This is a genomic window from Halomonas lysinitropha, assembly GCF_902500215.1.
GTDB lineage: Bacteria > Pseudomonadota > Gammaproteobacteria > Pseudomonadales > Halomonadaceae > Halomonas > Halomonas lysinitropha.
This window is the reverse complement of record NZ_CABVOU010000036.1, coordinates 41,305-57,751: the sequence shown is the minus strand read 5'-3', so window position 1 is coordinate 57,751 and position 16,447 is coordinate 41,305. Positions and strand designations below refer to the sequence as shown.

The following is a 16,447-nucleotide window of genomic DNA, read 5'->3' as shown; positions in this document are numbered from 1 at the left end:
CTCCCCGGCACCGTCGCCGCCCCCGCCGCCGCCGGGGCGGCGCAGCCGGTCCCCCTCGACGAACTCCTTGTTGCCCGGCGCGACGATGGCGCGCCTGCCCCCCGGGCCATGCTGGAAGACCGGCTCGGAGATATCCCGGGCGGGAATCGAGACCTTCTCGCCACGCTCCATGTCGGTGATCGAACGGCGGTTGACCGCCTCCTCGACCGACCGCTTGATATGGGTGCGGTAGCGGTCGAGGAAGCGCTGGCGGTTGACCGCGCTCTTGTGCTTGGCATTGGCTCGGCGATCGATGAAATAGGTCATGCAGACCTCCCGGCTCTTGGCAAAGCCTCGTCACTGCGACTTGCGAACCCGCAGGTACCATTCGGAGAGCAGGCGCACCTGCTTCTCGGTGTAGCCGCGGTCGACCATGCGCGCCACGAAGTCCTCGTGCTTCTTCTGGTCCGCCGTCGAAGCCTTGGCGTTGAAGGAGATCACCGGGAGCAGCTCCTCGGTATTGGCGAACATCTTATGCTCGATCACCCCACGCAGCTTCTCGTAGGACTGCCAGCTGGGGTTCATGCCGTTGTTCTGGGCCCGCGCCCTCAGCACGAAGTTGACCACCTCGTGGCGGAAGTCCTTGGGGTTGGAGATGCCGGCCGGCTTCTCGATCTTCTCCAGCTCCTCGTTGAGGGCCTGGCGGTCGAGAAACTCGCCGGTCTCGGGATCCCGGTACTCCTGATCCTGGATCCAGAAGTCGGCGTAGGTGACATAGCGGTCGAAGATGTTCTGGCCGTACTCGGAATAGGACTCTAGGTAGGCGGTCTGGATCTCCTTGCCGATGAAGTCGACGTAGCGCGGGGCCAGGAACTCCTTGATGAAGCGCAGGTAGCGCTCGAAGGTCTCCCGCGGGAGCTGCTCCTGTTCCAGGCGCTGCTCGAGCACGTAGAGCAGGTGGACCGGGTTGGCCGCCACCTCATGGTTGTCGAAGTTGAAGACCTTGGAGAGGATCTTGAAGGCAAAGCGCGTCGACAGCCCCTCCATGCCCTCGTCGACCCCGGCGGCATCGCGATACTCCTGGATCGACTTGGCCTTGGGATCGGTGTCCTTGAGGTTCTCGCCGTCATAGACCCGCATCTTGGAGTAGATGCTCGAGTTTTCCGGCTCCTTGAGGCGTGAGAGCACCGAGAACTGGGCGAGCATGCGCAGGGTATCCGGCGCGCAGGGCGCCTCGGCCAGCGAGGAGTGCTCGAGCAGCTTCTTGTAGATGTTGATCTCCTCGGTGACCCGCAGGCAGTAGGGCACCTTGACGATGTAGACCCGGTCGAGGAAAGCCTCGTTGTTGCGGTTGTTGCGGAAGGTCTGCCATTCGCTCTCGTTGGAGTGAGCCAGCACCACGCCGTCGAAGGGGATCGCCCCCATGCCCTCGGTGGGGTTGTAGTTGCCCTCCTGGGTCGCCGTCAGCAGCGGATGCAGCACCTTGATCGGCGCCTTGAACATCTCGACGAACTCCATCAGCCCCTGGTTGGCCCGGCACAGTCCGCCTGAGAAACTGTAGGCGTCCGGGTCATCCTGGGAATAGAGCTCGAGCTGGCGGATGTCCACCTTGCCCACCAGCGAGGAGATGTCCTGGTTGTTCTCGTCGCCGGGCTCGGTCTTGGAGATGGCGACCTGGTTGAGCCGCGAGGGGTAGAGGCGCACCACCCGGAACTGGGAGATATCGCCGCCGTACTCCTTGAGACGCTTGGCGGCCCAGGGTGACATCACGCTCTTGAGGTAGCGCTGGGGAATGCCGTACTCCTCCTCCAGCAGTTCACCGTCCTCCTCCGGGGAGAACAAGCCCAGCGGCGACTCGTAGACCGGGGAGTCCTTGATGGCATAGAAGGGGACCTTCTCCATCAGCAGCTTGAGCCGCTCGGCCAGGGATGACTTGCCGCCACCCACCGGGCCGAGCAGGTAGAGGATCTGCTTGCGCTCTTCGAGGCCCTGGGCGGCATGACGGAAGTAGGCCACGATCTGCTCGATGGCCTCTTCCATGCCGTAGAACTCGGCGAAGGCCGGATAGCGGCGGATCACCTTGTTGGAAAAGATGCGGGACAGCCGCGGATCCTTCGCGGTATCGATCACCTCTGGCTCGCCGATGGCCTCCAGCATCCGCTCGGCCGCCGAGGCATAGGCCACGGGCTCCCGACGGCAGAGTTCCAGATATTCCTGCAGGCTCATCTCTTCCTGCTGGACGCGAGCGAAGCGGTTCTGCACATGATCGAAGATGCTCATCGGTGCCTCCTGTATGCCCGAATCCCCGGCCACTCGACATGGCAGTGACAGGCCAGGGTGGGGTCTCATCAGCGTAGACAGCATCAGCGGATAACGGTTTGCCTTATCAATCAACGCACCCGAGCCCTCACCTGATAAGAGTTCGGCGAACGTCACTCGGTTCATAAGGAATCACGAAGGATTAAACGCTAACACAACGCCGCCCCAACGGAGCAGGATAGCGAGTCGTCAGCGGCAGCAAGGCGCAAGTGATCGAGCCACGGACCTCAGAGACCTGCGGCCACCCGAGTTCCCTGCTCGATGGCCCGACGGGCATCGAGTTCTGCCGCCTCGTCGGCACCGCCGATGACATGAACGGCGGTACCGGCTGCCTGGAGCGGCGCAAGCAGCTCACGGATTGACTCCTGGCCGGCGCAGACCACGATGGTATCGACTGCGAGACAGCGCGGCTCGCCATCGAGGCGGATATGCAGCCCCTCGTCGTCGATGCCGAGATACTCGCAGCCGACCAGCGTCTCGACTCCGCGGTGCCTGAGTGAAGCCCGGTGCACCCAGCCGGTGGTCTTGCCGAGCCCCTTGCCCGGCTTGCTGGCCTTGCGCTGCAGCAGGGTGACCTGCCGGGGGCTCACGGGGCGCTCGACCGCCTTGAGGCCGCCACGCTGCGCCACCCCCAGGTCCACTCCCCACTCGTCGCACCAGGTCGCGACCGACGGGGCGGCGTCGCCGGCATGGGTCAGGAGTTCTGCCACGTCGAAGCCGATGCCCCCGGCGCCGATGATCGCCACTCGCCGGCCGACCCGCTCGGGATGGGTGATCGCCGTCGGGTAGCCGATGACCTTCGGATGGTCGATGCCCGGCAGCGCGAGCCGGCGCGGCCGCACGCCGGTGGCCAGCACCACCGCATCGAAGTCGCGCAGGGCCTGGACATCCGCCTCGGCCCCCAGGCGCAGCGTGACGCCCAGCCTGTCGAGTCTCACCCGGTAGTAGCGCAGCGTCTCCTCGAACTCCTCCTTGCCGGGAATCCGCCGAGCATGGTTGAACTGGCCGCCCAGTTCGTTGCCGCGCTCGAACAGGGTCACGGCATGACCGCACTCGGCCGCGGTGACCGCGGCCGCAAGGCCGGCTGGGCCGCCCCCTACCACCGCGATGACCTTCGGCTCAGCGGCTGGAGCGATCTCCAGTTCCGTCTCGTGACAGGCCCGGGGATTGACCAGACAGGAAGACACCTGCCCCTGGAAGATCTGGTCCAGACACGCCTGATTGCAGGCGATGCAGGTATTGATCTCCTTGCTGCGTCCTTCCGCTGCCTTGCTCACCCAGGACGGATCGGCCAGGAAAGGGCGTGCCATGGACACCATGTCGGCGTGCCCCTCGGCGAGCACCCGCTCCGCGACCTCCGGCATGTTGATCCGGTTGGTGGTGATTAGAGGGACCGAGAGTTCGGCCTTCATCCGCCGAGTGACCTCGGTGAAGGCGGCCCGCGGCACACTGGTGACGATCGTGGGGACCCGCGCCTCATGCCAGCCGATGCCGGTGTTGATCATGTCCACGCCGGCAGCCTCGAGGGCTCGACCCAGGGTGACGACCTCCTCGAAGGTGCTGCCCTCCTCCACCAGGTCGATCATCGACAGCCTGAAAATAAGCAGGAAATCGTCTCCCACTGCCTCACGGATGCGCCGCACGATCTCCACCGGGAAGCGAAGGCGGTTCTCTAGACTGCCGCCCCAGCCATCGTCGCGATGGTTAGTGCGAGGACAGATGAACTGGTTGATCAGATAGCCCTCCGATCCCATCACTTCGACGCCGTCGTAGCCGGCCTCCCGGGCGAGTTTTGCGCAGCGCACGTAAACCTCGATGCGTTCCTCGACCTCGTCGCCGGCGAGTTTCCGAGGCGTAAAGGGATTGATAGGGGCCTGGAGCGCCGAGGGTGCCACCAGCTCCGGCGTATAGGCGTAGCGCCCGGCGTGCAGAATCTGCAGGCAGATGCGACCGCCGGCCTCATGCACGGCCTCGACCACGCCACGATGATCCGCTACCTGTTCGGGTCGCTCCAGCGTCGCCGCCCCCTGGAACACGGCGCCCTCGGGATGGGGCGCGATGCCGCCGGTGACGATCAACCCGACCCCTTCCCGGGCCCGCTCGGCGTAGAAGGCCGCCAGCCGTTCAAAACCGCCCGGCGCCTCCTCGAGATTGGTGTGCATCGAGCCCATCAGCACCCGGTTGGGCAGTGTCAGGTGGCCGACCCTCAGGGGTCGAAACAGCTGGGGATAAGCACTCACGGCAGGCTCCTCACGGTCGGAACGGCGGTCGATTCAAACAACTGTATGATAATCGCACCGGATGATGCAAAGCATCATCGACCAAGTCCAAGAATAGCGGAGAGCGCGCAAGGAAAAGCCTGGAACCAACGAGACAACCCCGAGACCTGGAAGGCCTCGGGGCTGAAGAATTCTTGTGCAGATGGCGGACCGGACGGGACTCGAACCCGCGACCTCCGGCGTGACAGGCCGGCATTCTAACCAACTGAACTACCGGTCCGCGTGGTGGGTGATACCGGACTCGAACCAGTGACCCCCAGCATGTGAGGCTGGTGCTCTAACCAACTGAGCTAATCACCCACGCGTTACTGCTGTTTAGCTGCTGTCGTGCTGCCATCATGGCGGACCGGACGGGACTCGAACCCGCGACCTCCGGCGTGACAGGCCGGCATTCTAACCAACTGAACTACCGGTCCGCAAGATGACCTGCGACGAGAAGATGTTGGCGGACCGGACGGGACTCGAACCCGCGACCTCCGGCGTGACAGGCCGGCATTCTAACCAACTGAACTACCGGTCCGCTGCTATCTTCTTTCCTGCGACATGATCGGACATCGCCGAAGCGATGGTGGGTGGTACAGGGTTCGAACCTGTGACCCCCAGCTTGTAAGGCTGGTGCTCTCCCAGCTGAGCTAACCACCCTCGGTCACGTGGCGCTGCATTCTACAGGGGCCCGGATCAATGTCAACGCTTTTCATATCGACGCGAAGCGAGATCCCTGAGCAAAGAACCGCCGCCCTTTCATCGACTTGCTCGCATCAGCCGCATGAGGGGGGGGGTCAGGAGTGGGCCGTCATGAAGTCGGCGATCACCGCCGCTCCCTCGTCGATCAGTTGCGGCTGGGTCTTGCCCGAGGCGCGACGCGGCTTCCAGTCGTGGTCGCCATCCTCGAGCCAGTGCAGCCGTGCCGAAACGGGAAGCTCGTAACTCGCCACTTCGTCAAGCGTCCCGAAGGGATCTCGGCTGCCCTGCACCACCAGGGTCGGGCACTCCAGCAAGGGCCAATGACTGAGCCGCAGGCTTTCGGGTTTGCCGGGAGGATGGAAGGGATAGCCGCATAGCACCAGGCCCGGCGCACCGTCGCGAGCCGCCAGCAGACTGGCGACACGCCCGCCCATCGACTTTCCCCCGAGCCAGAGTGGCGAAAGGTCGCGATGCGACATGCCGTCGCACCAGCGAGCCATCTCATCGACCAGACGCTCGACCCTTGGCGGCGGTCGTCGCCGCCCTTCAGAACGCATCTGCTGGAGATAAGTGAACTCGATGGCCAGCGTCTGGACACCCCTCTCAGCCAGTGCATCACGCAACCGTTGCAGAAAGGTTGAATCCTGCCCCACACCGGCACCGTGGGCCATAAGTAGCCGTCCCACCCGGCACTTTCCACGCACTTCCAGGGGGCCGAGCCCCTCGATATTCCAGCAGCCCGAATCACCATCCCGCAGCAATCGATGCAGGATATCGCGCCCCATGGAAGGCAAAACCTGATGAAAATAGTCTGACAATTTCAGCCGCTCCGCGTTCATGAATCAACACTTTGGAGTGTTCAGCTTGTCGCACGCCTGCGCTAGAATCATGATTGGTTAAAGACCTGCATCATCCTGCGGAGGTCACCCCGAGGCAGAATGCCGCGGGACACCCCCTAACCGCGTTCGATGGGAACCTGACATGAGCACAGCACTTGAACACCCGACCTACAACTACAAGGTAGTTCGGCAGTTCGCGATCATGACGGTGGTGTGGGGCATCGTGGGCATGGCCCTCGGTGTCATCCTCGCTGCGCAGCTGGTATGGCCGGAACTGAACCTGGGACTGCCGTGGACGAGCTTCGGCCGCCTGCGCCCCCTTCACACCAACGCCGTCATCTTCGCCTTCGGCGGTTCGGCACTGTTTGCCACCTCCTACTACGTGGTGCAGCGAACCTGCCAGACCCGGCTGTTCGGCGACAAGCTGGCGGCCTTCACCTTCTGGGGCTGGCAGGCAGTGATCGTCTCCGCGGTGATCTCCCTGCCGCTGGGCATGACGACCACCAAGGAGTACGCCGAGCTGGAGTGGCCGATCAACATCCTGATCGCCGTGGTCTGGGTCAGCTACGCCATCGTTTTCCTGATGACCCTGAAACAGCGCAAGACCTCCCACATCTACGTGGCCAACTGGTTCTTCGCCGCCTTCATCCTGACCGTGGCAGTGCTGCATATCGTCAACAACGCCGCCATACCGGTCACTGCCATGTACTCCACCTCCATCTATGCCGGCACCATCGACGCCATGGTGCAGTGGTGGTATGGCCACAACGCGGTGGGCTTCTTCCTGACCGCCGGCTTCCTGGGGATGATGTACTACTTCGTGCCCAAGCAGGCCGAACGTCCGGTCTACTCCTACCGCCTGTCCATCGTCCACTTCTGGGCGCTGATCATGGTCTACATGTGGGCCGGCCCGCACCACCTGCACTACACCGCCCTGCCCAACTGGGCCCAGTCGCTGGGCATGATCATGTCGATCATCCTGCTGGCCCCCTCCTGGGGCGGCATGATCAACGGCATGATGACGCTCTCCGGCGCCTGGCATAAGCTGCGCACCGACCCGACCCTGCGCTTTCTGGTGGTGGCCCTCTCCTTCTACGGCATGTCCACCTTCGAGGGGCCGATGATGGCCGTCAAGACCGTCAATGCCCTCTCCCACTATACCGACTGGACCATCGGCCACGTGCATGCCGGCGCCCTGGGCTGGGTGGCCATGATCACCATCGGCTCCATGTACCATCTGATCCCGCGCCTGTTCGGCCGCACCGAGATGCACTCGGTAAACCTGATTGCCGTGCACTTCTGGCTTGCCACCATCGGTACCGTGCTCTACATCGCCTCCATGTGGGTCAATGGCATCCTGCAGGGCCTGATGTGGCGCGCCATCAACCCGGACGGCACCCTGATGTACACCTTCGTGGAATCCGTGGAGGCCAGCGGCCCGGGCTACATCGTGCGCCTGATCGGCGGCCTGTGCTGGGTGGCTGGCATGCTGATCATGGCCTTCAACGTCTACATGACCGTCCGGCGCGGCGAAGGCGCCCGTCAGCCGATTCCGCAGACTGCCTGAGCTAACCGGGGAAACCGACACCAATGAGACACGAGATCGTCGAAAAGAACGTCGGCCTGCTTGCCGTACTGATCCTGGTGGTGATCAGTTTCGGCGGCCTGGCCGAGGTCGTGCCGCTGTTCTTTCAGAAGCAGACAACCGAACCCGTCGAGGGACTCGAGCCGCTCTCCGCGCTGGAACTGGAAGGCCGAGGCATCTACCGTCGCGAGGGGTGCGTCGGCTGCCATTCGCAGATGGTCCGCCCGTTCCGCGCCGAGACGGAGCGCTATGGCCACTACAGCGTGGCCGGTGAATCGGTCTACGACCACAACTTCCTGTGGGGCTCCAAGCGCACCGGGCCGGACCTGGCCCGCGTCGGCGGCCGTTACAGCGACGACTGGCATCGCGCGCACATGTACAACCCGCGTGACGTGGTGCCGGAGTCGATCATGCCTGCTTATCCGTGGTTGTTCGAGAACACCCTGGATGGCGAGGACACGCCGAAGAAGATGCGCGCCCTTCGGGCCCTGGGCGTGCCCTATACCGACGAGCAGATCGAGAACGCTGGCAGCGAGGTGCGCGGCGAGCAGGAGATCACGGCACTGGTCGCCTATCTGCAACAGCTTGGCACCGTGCTCGAGGGCACACGCTGACTATGGATACCGGAACCTTTCGCGGCATCATCACGGGCATCCTGATCATCGCCTTCATCGGGCTCACTCTGTGGGCCTACTCGAAGCGACGCCACAAGGACTTCGAGGAAGCGAAGAATCTGCCCTTCGCCGACGAGGATGATGCAGCGGCGAACCGTGACACGAGCGCCTCGCGCGAGACCGATTCCCGCCATGACAGGGGAGACAGAAACACATGAATAATCTTTGGGGTGACTCCCTTTCCGGCTTCTGGAGTGCCTGGATCATCGTCATCACGCTGGGCTCCATCGGGATTGCCTTCTGGCTGCTCTATGCCAACCGCAAGACCGACAAGACCCCGGATGCCGAGGGCAACGTCGAAACCACCGGCCATGCGGCGGACGAGATCGAGGAGTACGACAACCCGCTGCCACGCTGGTGGTTGCAGCTATATGTCGGCACCATCATCTTTTCGCTCGGCTATCTGCTGCTCTACCCCGGACTCGGCAACTTCGCCGGCCTGCTGGGCTGGACCCAGGAAGGCCAGTGGGAAGAGGAGGTAGCGCGTGCCGAGGAGCGCTTTGCGCCGATCTTCGCCCAGTACGAGGAGATACCCATTCCGGAGCTGGCCAAGGACGGCGAGGCCATGCAGGTCGCCGAGCGCATCTACCTCAACAACTGCGCGGTGTGTCACGGTTCGGGCGCCCAGGGCGGTTACGGCTTCCCCAACCTGACAGACGACGCCTGGCTGTATGGAAACGAGCCCGAGCAGATCGTTCACAGCATTGCCAACGGCCGCAATGGCCTGATGCCCTCCTGGCAGCAGTTGGGCGGCGAGAACATCGAGAACGTGACCCAGTTCGTGCTCTCGCTCTCCGGTCTCGAGCATGATGCCGACAGAGCCGAGAGCGGTGCTGCCACCTACGCATCGGTGTGTGCCGCCTGCCATATGCCCGACGGCACCGGCAACCAGGGGCTCGGGGCACCCAACCTGACCGACGATGCCTGGCTCTACCAGGCGCCAGGCCAGAGCGTGGCCGACTCCGTGCGCCAGACCCTGCGCAACGGCCGTAACGGTCACATGCCGGCCCAGGCCGCCTATATTGGTGAGAACAAGGTCCACCTCGTTGCCGCCTATGTCTACGGCCTGAGCCAGGAAGACTGAGGCGACGACCTGCGGTATGACTAAGGGTGCGGCCTCCGGTCGCACCCTTTCTCGTTATGTGGCCACACCGATACAATAGACGCATCACCAAGCGGCCCCTATACCGGCCCTGACCCTCCTTGCCAGCCGTGAGCCTGCCATGAGCGAGAAGATCCCGACCCACGATGTCACCCCGGATCCCGTGGAGCATCACACGCCGCAGGAAGCGGTCACCCAGCACATGTACGCCAGCCGAAGGCACATCTACGTGCGGGAGATCAAGGGCTTCTTCCAGCGCCTGCGGCGTGCCTCCAACTGGGCCCTGATGCTGGGCTTCTTCCTGCTGCCCTGGGTGCCCTGGGGAGACCGGCCGGCCATCTGGTTCGACCTCCCCGGCCGGGAGTTCCATATCTTCTCGGCGACCTTCTACCCCCAGGAATTCATGCTGCTCTCCTGGCTGCTGATCATCTGCGCCTTCGGCCTGTTCTTCATCACGGTGTTCGCCGGTCGCGTCTGGTGCGGCTATACCTGCCCGCAGAGCGTCTGGACCTTCCTCTTCATCTGGGTCGAGCACCGCCTTGAGGGGTCGCGGAACCGCCGCATCAAGCTCGACAAGCAGCCGATGACCACCGACAAGTTGAGACGCAAGTCGGCCAAACATGCCATCTGGCTGCTGATTGCGCTGGCCACCGGAGTCACCTTCGTCGGCTATTTCACCCCGATCCGCGACCTTGTGATGGAACTGCCCACCCTCCAGGCTCACGGCTGGTCCTACTTCTGGGTCGGCTTCTTTACTGTCTTCACCTACCTCAACGCCGGCTGGCTGCGCGAGCAAGTGTGCATCTACATGTGCCCCTATGCGCGCTTCCAGTCGGTAATGTTCGACCGCGACACCCTGATCGTCTCCTATGATGCGGCACGCGGCGAGCCACGGGGCCCGAGGAAGAAGAATCTCAGTCACGAAGAAGCGCGTGCCGCCGGCTACGGCGACTGCATCGACTGCGATCTCTGCGTGCAGGTATGCCCCACCGGCATCGACATCCGGGACGGCCTGCAGTACGAGTGCATCACCTGCGCGGCCTGCATCGACGCCTGCGACAGCGTAATGGACAAGATGGGCTATCCCCGCGGCCTGATCCGCTACACTACCGAGAACGCCCTGGAGGGCAAGCCGACCCATATCCTGCGACCCCGCCTGATGGGCTACCTGGCTGCCCTGGTGGTGATGATCGGTGTCTTCGCCTGGACGGTGGCGGACCGCACGCCTCTGGATTTTGACGTGGAACGTGATCGCAATCGGATGTTCCAGACGAGCGCCGACGGACGCATCAGCAACGTCTATACCCTGACGGTGCGCAACCTCGACAACCAGGCGCATGTTTACCGCCTGGAGGCTTCCGGCCTACCCGGTCTGATCCTGGACACCCGTGAAGTCAGCGTGCCCGCCAGCGACTCTCGCCAACTGGTGATCCGGGTCAGCGTACCTCCCGAGTCCATCGACCGGCCCAGCGCCGAGATCATCATGCGACTGGAAGCGCAGAACTCCGATATCGCCGTCGAACGCGATATCCGTTTCATAGGAGAGACCCGCTGATGAATGCGGAACACGAAAGTATCCCGCCCTGGTACAAGCAATTCTGGCCCTGGTTCCTGATCGGCCTGCTGGCCTCCTCGATCATCTTCAGCCTGGTCTATCTGACGCTTTCGATCCGCTACTACGACGGCTCGGTGGGCAGTGACTACTACGAGCAGGGCCTGGCCATCAACGAGCAGTTGGCCAAGCAGGAGCACGCGCAGGCGCTGGGCCTCGAGGCGGTCATGCGCGCCGACACCCGCACCGGTGACATCGTCGTCGACCTGCAGGGCGAGCGCCGTCCTGAACGCCTCCACCTGGCCCTTATCTTTCCCACCGACAGCGACCGTGACCGCTCGCTTACCCTGGAGCATGTCCGGGAAGGTCGCTACGTGGGGATGGTCGACGAGCGGCTGAACTACCGGTGGTACCTGCAACTGCAACCCGCTGAGGGTCAGGATGCCGAATGGCGCCTCACCGGCGAGGCCCACTTCCCCAGCGACGATGAGATCGCTCTGGTTCCCGGGCTCTAAGGTTTGCCAACGAGACCCCACGAGCCAGCGTCCACGGTCGCACCCGGCTGCTATCACTGTGGCAGCAGGGTGCCGGCAGAGGCCCCCTGGTCGATCACCCTCGACGAAGCACGCCACCCCCTCTGCTGCCCTGGCTGCGAGGCCGTGGCCCATGCCATCGTCGATGGCGGCCTGGCGAGCTACTACCGTTTCCGCACCGAATTACCCGAGCGGCCGGACGACCGCCAGACTGCCCGCGCCGAGACCTGGGCGGTCTTCGATGACCCCGGCCTGCAGGCACGCTTCGTGCACCCCGGAGACGACGGAACGGTGCATGTCACCCTGGCCGTGGACGGCATCACCTGTGCGGCCTGTGCCTGGCTGATCGAGCATCGACTCAATGCCCTGGACGGGATCGCGACCAGCGCCGTCAATCTCTCCCACCATCGCCTGCGGGTCAGCTGGGACCCCGAACGGGTCTCTCTGTCGCGGATCCTGGCCGAAATGGCCGCCATCGGCTATCCGGCCCAGCCCTGGGAGCCCGATGAAGCCCAGCAGCGACTGCAGCACGAGGAACGCATGAACGTGCGCCGCCTGATCGTCGCCGCCGTGGGCATGATGCAGGTACTGATGTTCTCCATCCCCATCTACGTGTCCGGCCCCGATGACATCAGCGCCGACTTCCTCGCCCTCTTCCACTGGCTCTCCTTTGCCCTGGCAACCCCCGTGGTGCTCTTCTCGGCCCTGCCTTTCTTTCGCAACGCCCTGCGCGACCTGCAGACCCGGGTGCTGGGCATGGACGTGACGGTGTCGCTGGCCATCGGCGGCGCCTACCTGGCCAGCGGCTATGCGGTGATCGCCGGCCATGGCGACGTCTATTTCGACTCGGTGGCCATGTTCACCTTCTTCCTGCTCTTCGGCCGCTACGTGGAGGGACGCGCCCGGCGCCGCAGCGGGCACAGCGGCAACGCCCTTGCCGGGGCCCTGCCCCTCTCGGCGACCCGCCTCACCGAGGCAGGCGAGGAGCGCATCCTCCCCGCCAGCGAGCTCAATGTCGGCGACCGGGTGCTGGTCAAGCCCGGTCATGGCGTGCCGGCCGACGGAGTGATCGAGTCCGGCGAGTCGAGCCTCGACGAGTCCATGCTCACCGGGGAGTACCTGCCGGTGACCCGCGGGGTCGGCGAGCGCGTGACCGGCGGCAGTCAGAACATCGAGAGCCCCTTGACGGTGCAGGTCACCCATGCCGGTTCCGATGCCCGGGTGGCCAGCATCGTCGACCTCACCGACCGTGCCTTTGCCAGCCGACCACGCGTCGCCCAACTGGCGGCGCGCATGGCTCATCACTTTGTGCTGCAGGTACTGCTGATCTCTCTCGGTGTCGCCGTCGCCTGGTGGTTCATCGACCCCGACAGGATGCTCTGGGTCACCCTTTCGGTGCTGGTGGTCACCTGTCCCTGTGCCCTGGCACTGGCCACACCCACGGCTCTCACCGCCGGCCATGGCCGCCTGCATCGCCGTGGCGTGCTGATCACCCGCGCCGATGCCATGGAAACGCTGTCGCAGCTCGATCGGGTGATCTTCGACAAGACCGGCACCCTGACCAGCGGGGAGATGAGCCTGGTCGAGACCCGCGCGATCGGCAACCCGGAAGACGCCCTCGCTGAGGATCGCGCACGCAATGTGGCGGCCGCCCTGGAAGCCCAGTCAGAACATCCCATTGCGCGGGCCTTCCGCCCCTATCGCGACACCACCCTGACGGCCAGCGAAGTGCTCAGCCGACCCGGCCAGGGCCTGGAGGGCCGGATCGACGGTCGCCGCTGGCGGCTCGGCAGGCCCGAGTTTGCCGCCCCCGAAGCGCCACCGGCACTGCCCGGCGAAGGGCAGTGGCTACTGCTGACCGAGGCGGGCCAGCCGCGGGCCTGGTTCTCTCTCCACGATCGCCTCCGAGGGGATGCCCGAGAGACCGTCATTGCCCTGCAGGAACGGGGCCTGGCGGTAGAACTGCTTTCCGGCGACACCGCTTCCGCAGTCGCGGAGATGGCCCGGCGCCTGGGAATCGATACCTGGCAGGCGGCAGCCACCCCCGAGGACAAGCTGGAACGACTCCAGGCCCTGCAGGCCCGCGGGGAGCGGGTGGCGATGGTCGGTGACGGCATCAACGACGTGCCGGTCCTGGCCGGCGCCGACGTGGCCATCGCCATGAACGGGGCCACCGACCTGGCGCGCACGCGGGCCGACGCCGTCTTGCTCAGCCCACGCCTGGGGCGTATCGTCGAAGCCATCGAGACCGGTCGGGCCACCCGGCGGATCATCCGCCAGAATCTGACCTGGTCGCTGATCTACAATATCTCGGCACTGCCCCTGGCCGCCATGGGCTTCGTGCCGCCCTGGCTGGCGGCCATCGGCATGTCGGCGAGCTCCCTGGTCGTCGTCGGCAATGCCCTGCGTCTGACCCGCGACACTCCCTCACGGCAGACCGATCGCGACGCGCCACGGCTGGTGAACGCATGAGCATCCTCTACCTGCTGATTCCCCTCTCGCTGATCCTGCTGGGGCTGGCTGTCTGGGCCTTTTTCTGGGCCGTCAAGCACGACCAGTTCGAGGACCTGGAGGGGCCCGCCTATCGCATCCTCTTCGACGAGGACGACAACGACCGCCCGAAGCAAGACCGGCAAGCCGCTGAGCACGATGCTCCCTCCGACGACGAAGAACGCCGCGGCTGATGGACCCTACCGGCCTCGACCTGCCGCCTCTAGCCGCCGCCTTCATCTTCGGACTGCTCGGCGGCGCCCACTGCATCGGCATGTGCGGCGGCATCATGAGTGCCCTGACCTTCGCCGTTCCGCCCAGCATGCGCAACCCGGCGCGGCTTTCGGGGCTGCTGCTGGGGTATAACCTGGGGCGGATCGCCAGCTACATGGTGGCGGGCGCCCTGGTAGCGGGCCTCGGTACCCTGGTCGCCATCACGCCCCAGGTACGCCTGGCCCTCCAGGCCCTCGCCGCGGTGATGCTGATCCTGATGGCCCTCTATATTGCCGACTGGTGGAAGGGACTGCTGCGCGTCGAGGCCGTGGGCCGCCGGCTCTGGAAGCACCTCGAGCCGCTGGGCAGGCGCCTGATGCCGGTGGTAAACCTCCCCCAGGCGGTAGCCTTGGGGGCGATCTGGGGGTGGCTGCCCTGCGGCCTCGTCTACTCGATGCTCGCCTGGAGCCTGGCCATTGCCGAGCCCTGGCGCGGCGCTGCCCTGATGGGCGCCTTTGGTCTCGGCACCCTGCCGGCACTGCTGGCCACCGGATTCGCGGCTCGTCAGCTCGGTGCCCTGATCCGCCACCCGGCGACTCGGACGCTGGCCGCACTGTCGATCATTGCCTTTGCTCTATGGCAACTGTGGGCGCTGCTACCCGTTTCGGCAGGCCACTGACCCCCGGGCGAATTTCACTTCGTTTGACGCAGCTCAACGCGGTCACCGGCGCTCACCGCTAGCATGAAGGCACGTTAAACCTCCGGAGTGCCGTTCATGACTGCTCGAGCCATCATCGACGACCATCCTCAGGGCATCGCCTTGATCCGCGATGCGGGGTTGCTGCGCCGATATGGTTCCGGCTCGCGCTATGCGAGCTACCCCACCGCCGAAAGCCTCACGACAGGCTTCTCCGATACTGAACTCGCGACAGCTCTGGCGCACAGCAACGCCAGCGGGCGGGACCTGTCAGTCTATATGCACCTGCCCTTCTGCCGCCAAAACTGCCACCACTGTGCCAATAGCCGAATCACCGCGTCGAACCCTCGTCGCGTCGAACCCTACATTTCGCGGCTCGACCGGGAAATGGTCCTTGTCTCGCGCCACCTGGATAGCAAGCGAGAAATTTCGCAACTCCACTGGGGCGGAACGCCGACCTTCCTGACCCTGGGCCAGATGAGCGACCTGATCGACCGGCTCGACGCGCGCTTCGGTCTCTCGAACTCGCGCCACCGGGACTACAGCATCAAGATCGATCCCCGGGAAGCCGATGTCTTTACCCTGCGCCACCTCCAGGCGCTGGGCTTCAACCGGCTAAGCCTGTCGGTACTGGAGCTGGATCCGCGGGTCCAACGCGCCATCAATCGCTACCAGCCTCAAGTACTCACTGAACAGCTTGTCGACGAAGCCCACCGGCTGGGCTTCCACTCGCTGGGGCTGGAATTGATGCATGGCCTTCCCGGTCAGACGCGCGAGAGCTTTGCCGAAACCCTCGAGCAGGTGATTGCCATGGCGCCGGCCCGCCTGTCGTTATTCCACTATACGCACCAACCCGAGCGCTTCACGGCTCAGCGGCGGATTCGGGCCGAGGATCTACCGCAAGCCGATGAGCAACTCGCCATCCTCAACACCGCCCTTGCGATGCTTGCCGATGCCGGCTATGTCCATATCGGCATGGAAGTCTTCGCCCGGCCCGAGGATCCACTGGCCATTGCTCAGGCCCGAGGCAAGCTGTCGCGCTGCCTGAACGGCTACAGCGCATTCCCGCCATGCGACCATCTGGGCTTGGGCGTCGGGGCCCTTAGCCGACTGGGTGACAGCGTCACCCGCAATCCCATGACACTCGGCGAGTACGAGGCACGCCTGGATGCCGGCCGACTTCCCGTGGAACGAGGCCTGCGACTGACCGACGACGACCACCTGCGGGCTCGCGCCATCGAGCGCCTGATGTGCGACATGTGTCTGGACCTGACCACCCTCGGGCAGGAATTCGGGCTGGATGCCGGCAGACACTTGGGCGATGCCCTCGCACGGCTGGCACCGGCCGAGCGTGACGGCCTGGTGCGGCGACGCGAACAGCGTATCGAGGTCACGCCGACGGGGAGACTGCTGATCCACCGCCTGGCAGCGGTCTTCGATGCTCGTGCCGGCTGACCAGACGGACACACGGCATCTCAAATGTGCGCAGAGAGGTACCTCC

The 16,447-nt window shown here is 64.7% G+C and carries 14 protein-coding genes and 5 tRNA genes; 10 read left to right on the top strand and 9 right to left on the bottom strand.

Features of this window, described 5'->3' with window-relative positions:
- The 9 genes from HALO32_RS10790 to HALO32_RS10750 all read right to left on the bottom strand — a co-directional run.
- The coding region (locus tag HALO32_RS10790) for a DUF444 family protein (RefSeq protein ID WP_151443878.1) at positions 1-306 on the bottom strand (306 nt) is incomplete at its 3' end.
- Positions 307-336: 30 nt separating this feature from the next.
- Positions 337-2,259 (bottom strand): PrkA family serine protein kinase, encoded by a 1,923-nt coding sequence (locus HALO32_RS10785; RefSeq protein WP_151443877.1) that lies wholly within the window; start codon positions 2,257-2,259, stop codon positions 337-339.
- A gap of 266 nt (positions 2,260-2,525) precedes the next feature.
- Positions 2,526-4,538, bottom strand: a complete 2,013-nt coding sequence (locus HALO32_RS10780; RefSeq protein ID WP_151443876.1) for an NADPH-dependent 2,4-dienoyl-CoA reductase — start codon at positions 4,536-4,538, stop codon at positions 2,526-2,528.
- A gap of 182 nt (positions 4,539-4,720) precedes the next feature.
- Positions 4,721-4,797, bottom strand: a tRNA-Asp gene (locus tag HALO32_RS10775).
- 3 nt (positions 4,798-4,800) lie between these two features.
- A tRNA-Val gene (locus HALO32_RS10770) sits at positions 4,801-4,877 on the bottom strand.
- Between the two features lie 39 nt (positions 4,878-4,916).
- Positions 4,917-4,993, bottom strand: a tRNA-Asp gene (locus HALO32_RS10765).
- A 27-nt stretch (positions 4,994-5,020) separates the two neighbouring features.
- Positions 5,021-5,097, bottom strand: a tRNA-Asp gene (locus HALO32_RS10760).
- Between the two features lie 46 nt (positions 5,098-5,143).
- A tRNA-Val gene (locus HALO32_RS10755) sits at positions 5,144-5,219 on the bottom strand.
- A 137-nt stretch (positions 5,220-5,356) separates the two neighbouring features.
- Positions 5,357-6,046, bottom strand: a complete 690-nt coding sequence (locus HALO32_RS10750) for an alpha/beta family hydrolase (protein ID WP_192576488.1) — start codon at positions 6,044-6,046, stop codon at positions 5,357-5,359.
- Between the two features lie 196 nt (positions 6,047-6,242).
- Between HALO32_RS10750 and ccoN the strand changes: the two genes are divergently transcribed.
- The 10 genes from ccoN to hemN all read left to right on the top strand — a co-directional run bounded on the left by ccoN (position 6,243) and on the right by hemN (position 16,401).
- Positions 6,243-7,667 carry a cytochrome-c oxidase, cbb3-type subunit I gene (gene ccoN / locus HALO32_RS10745; RefSeq protein WP_151443875.1) on the top strand — a complete coding sequence of 475 codons (1,425 nt, stop codon included), beginning with the start codon at positions 6,243-6,245 and terminating at the stop codon, positions 7,665-7,667.
- Between the two features lie 23 nt (positions 7,668-7,690).
- Positions 7,691-8,299: a cytochrome-c oxidase, cbb3-type subunit II gene (gene ccoO, locus HALO32_RS10740; protein WP_151443874.1), complete on the top strand. Its 609-nt coding sequence runs from the start codon at positions 7,691-7,693 to the stop codon at positions 8,297-8,299.
- Between the two features lie 2 nt (positions 8,300-8,301).
- A complete protein-coding gene (locus tag HALO32_RS10735) occupies positions 8,302-8,517 on the top strand; it encodes a cbb3-type cytochrome oxidase subunit 3 (protein ID WP_151443873.1) in 216 nt (71 codons plus the stop codon).
- Positions 8,514-9,443 carry a cytochrome-c oxidase, cbb3-type subunit III gene (gene ccoP / locus HALO32_RS10730; protein WP_151443872.1) on the top strand — a complete coding sequence of 310 codons (930 nt, stop codon included), beginning with the start codon at positions 8,514-8,516 and terminating at the stop codon, positions 9,441-9,443. The genes HALO32_RS10735 and ccoP overlap by 4 nt, the downstream gene beginning before the upstream one ends.
- Positions 9,444-9,582: 139 nt before the next feature.
- Entirely contained in the window at positions 9,583-11,016 is a 1,434-nt protein-coding gene (ccoG, locus tag HALO32_RS10725) for a cytochrome c oxidase accessory protein CcoG (RefSeq protein WP_225809941.1), read from the top strand.
- Complete coding sequence (locus tag HALO32_RS10720; protein WP_151443871.1) at positions 11,016-11,528, top strand: FixH family protein; 513 nt, start codon at positions 11,016-11,018, stop codon at positions 11,526-11,528. Before ccoG ends, HALO32_RS10720 begins: the two co-directional genes overlap by 1 nt.
- Before the next feature lie 3 nt (positions 11,529-11,531).
- Positions 11,532-14,018 (top strand): heavy metal translocating P-type ATPase, encoded by a 2,487-nt coding sequence (locus HALO32_RS10715; RefSeq protein ID WP_151443870.1) that lies wholly within the window; start codon positions 11,532-11,534, stop codon positions 14,016-14,018.
- On the top strand, positions 14,015-14,230 hold the full coding sequence (ccoS, locus tag HALO32_RS10710) for a cbb3-type cytochrome oxidase assembly protein CcoS (RefSeq protein ID WP_151443869.1): 216 nt from the start codon (positions 14,015-14,017) through the stop codon (positions 14,228-14,230). Before HALO32_RS10715 ends, ccoS begins: the two co-directional genes overlap by 4 nt.
- Positions 14,230-14,928 carry a sulfite exporter TauE/SafE family protein gene (locus HALO32_RS10705; RefSeq protein ID WP_151443868.1) on the top strand — a complete coding sequence of 233 codons (699 nt, stop codon included), beginning with the start codon at positions 14,230-14,232 and terminating at the stop codon, positions 14,926-14,928. Before ccoS ends, HALO32_RS10705 begins: the two co-directional genes overlap by 1 nt.
- Positions 14,929-15,024: 96 nt before the next feature.
- Positions 15,025-16,401, top strand: a complete 1,377-nt coding sequence (hemN, locus tag HALO32_RS10700; protein WP_151443867.1) for an oxygen-independent coproporphyrinogen III oxidase — start codon at positions 15,025-15,027, stop codon at positions 16,399-16,401.
- Positions 16,402-16,447 lie beyond the last annotated feature (46 nt).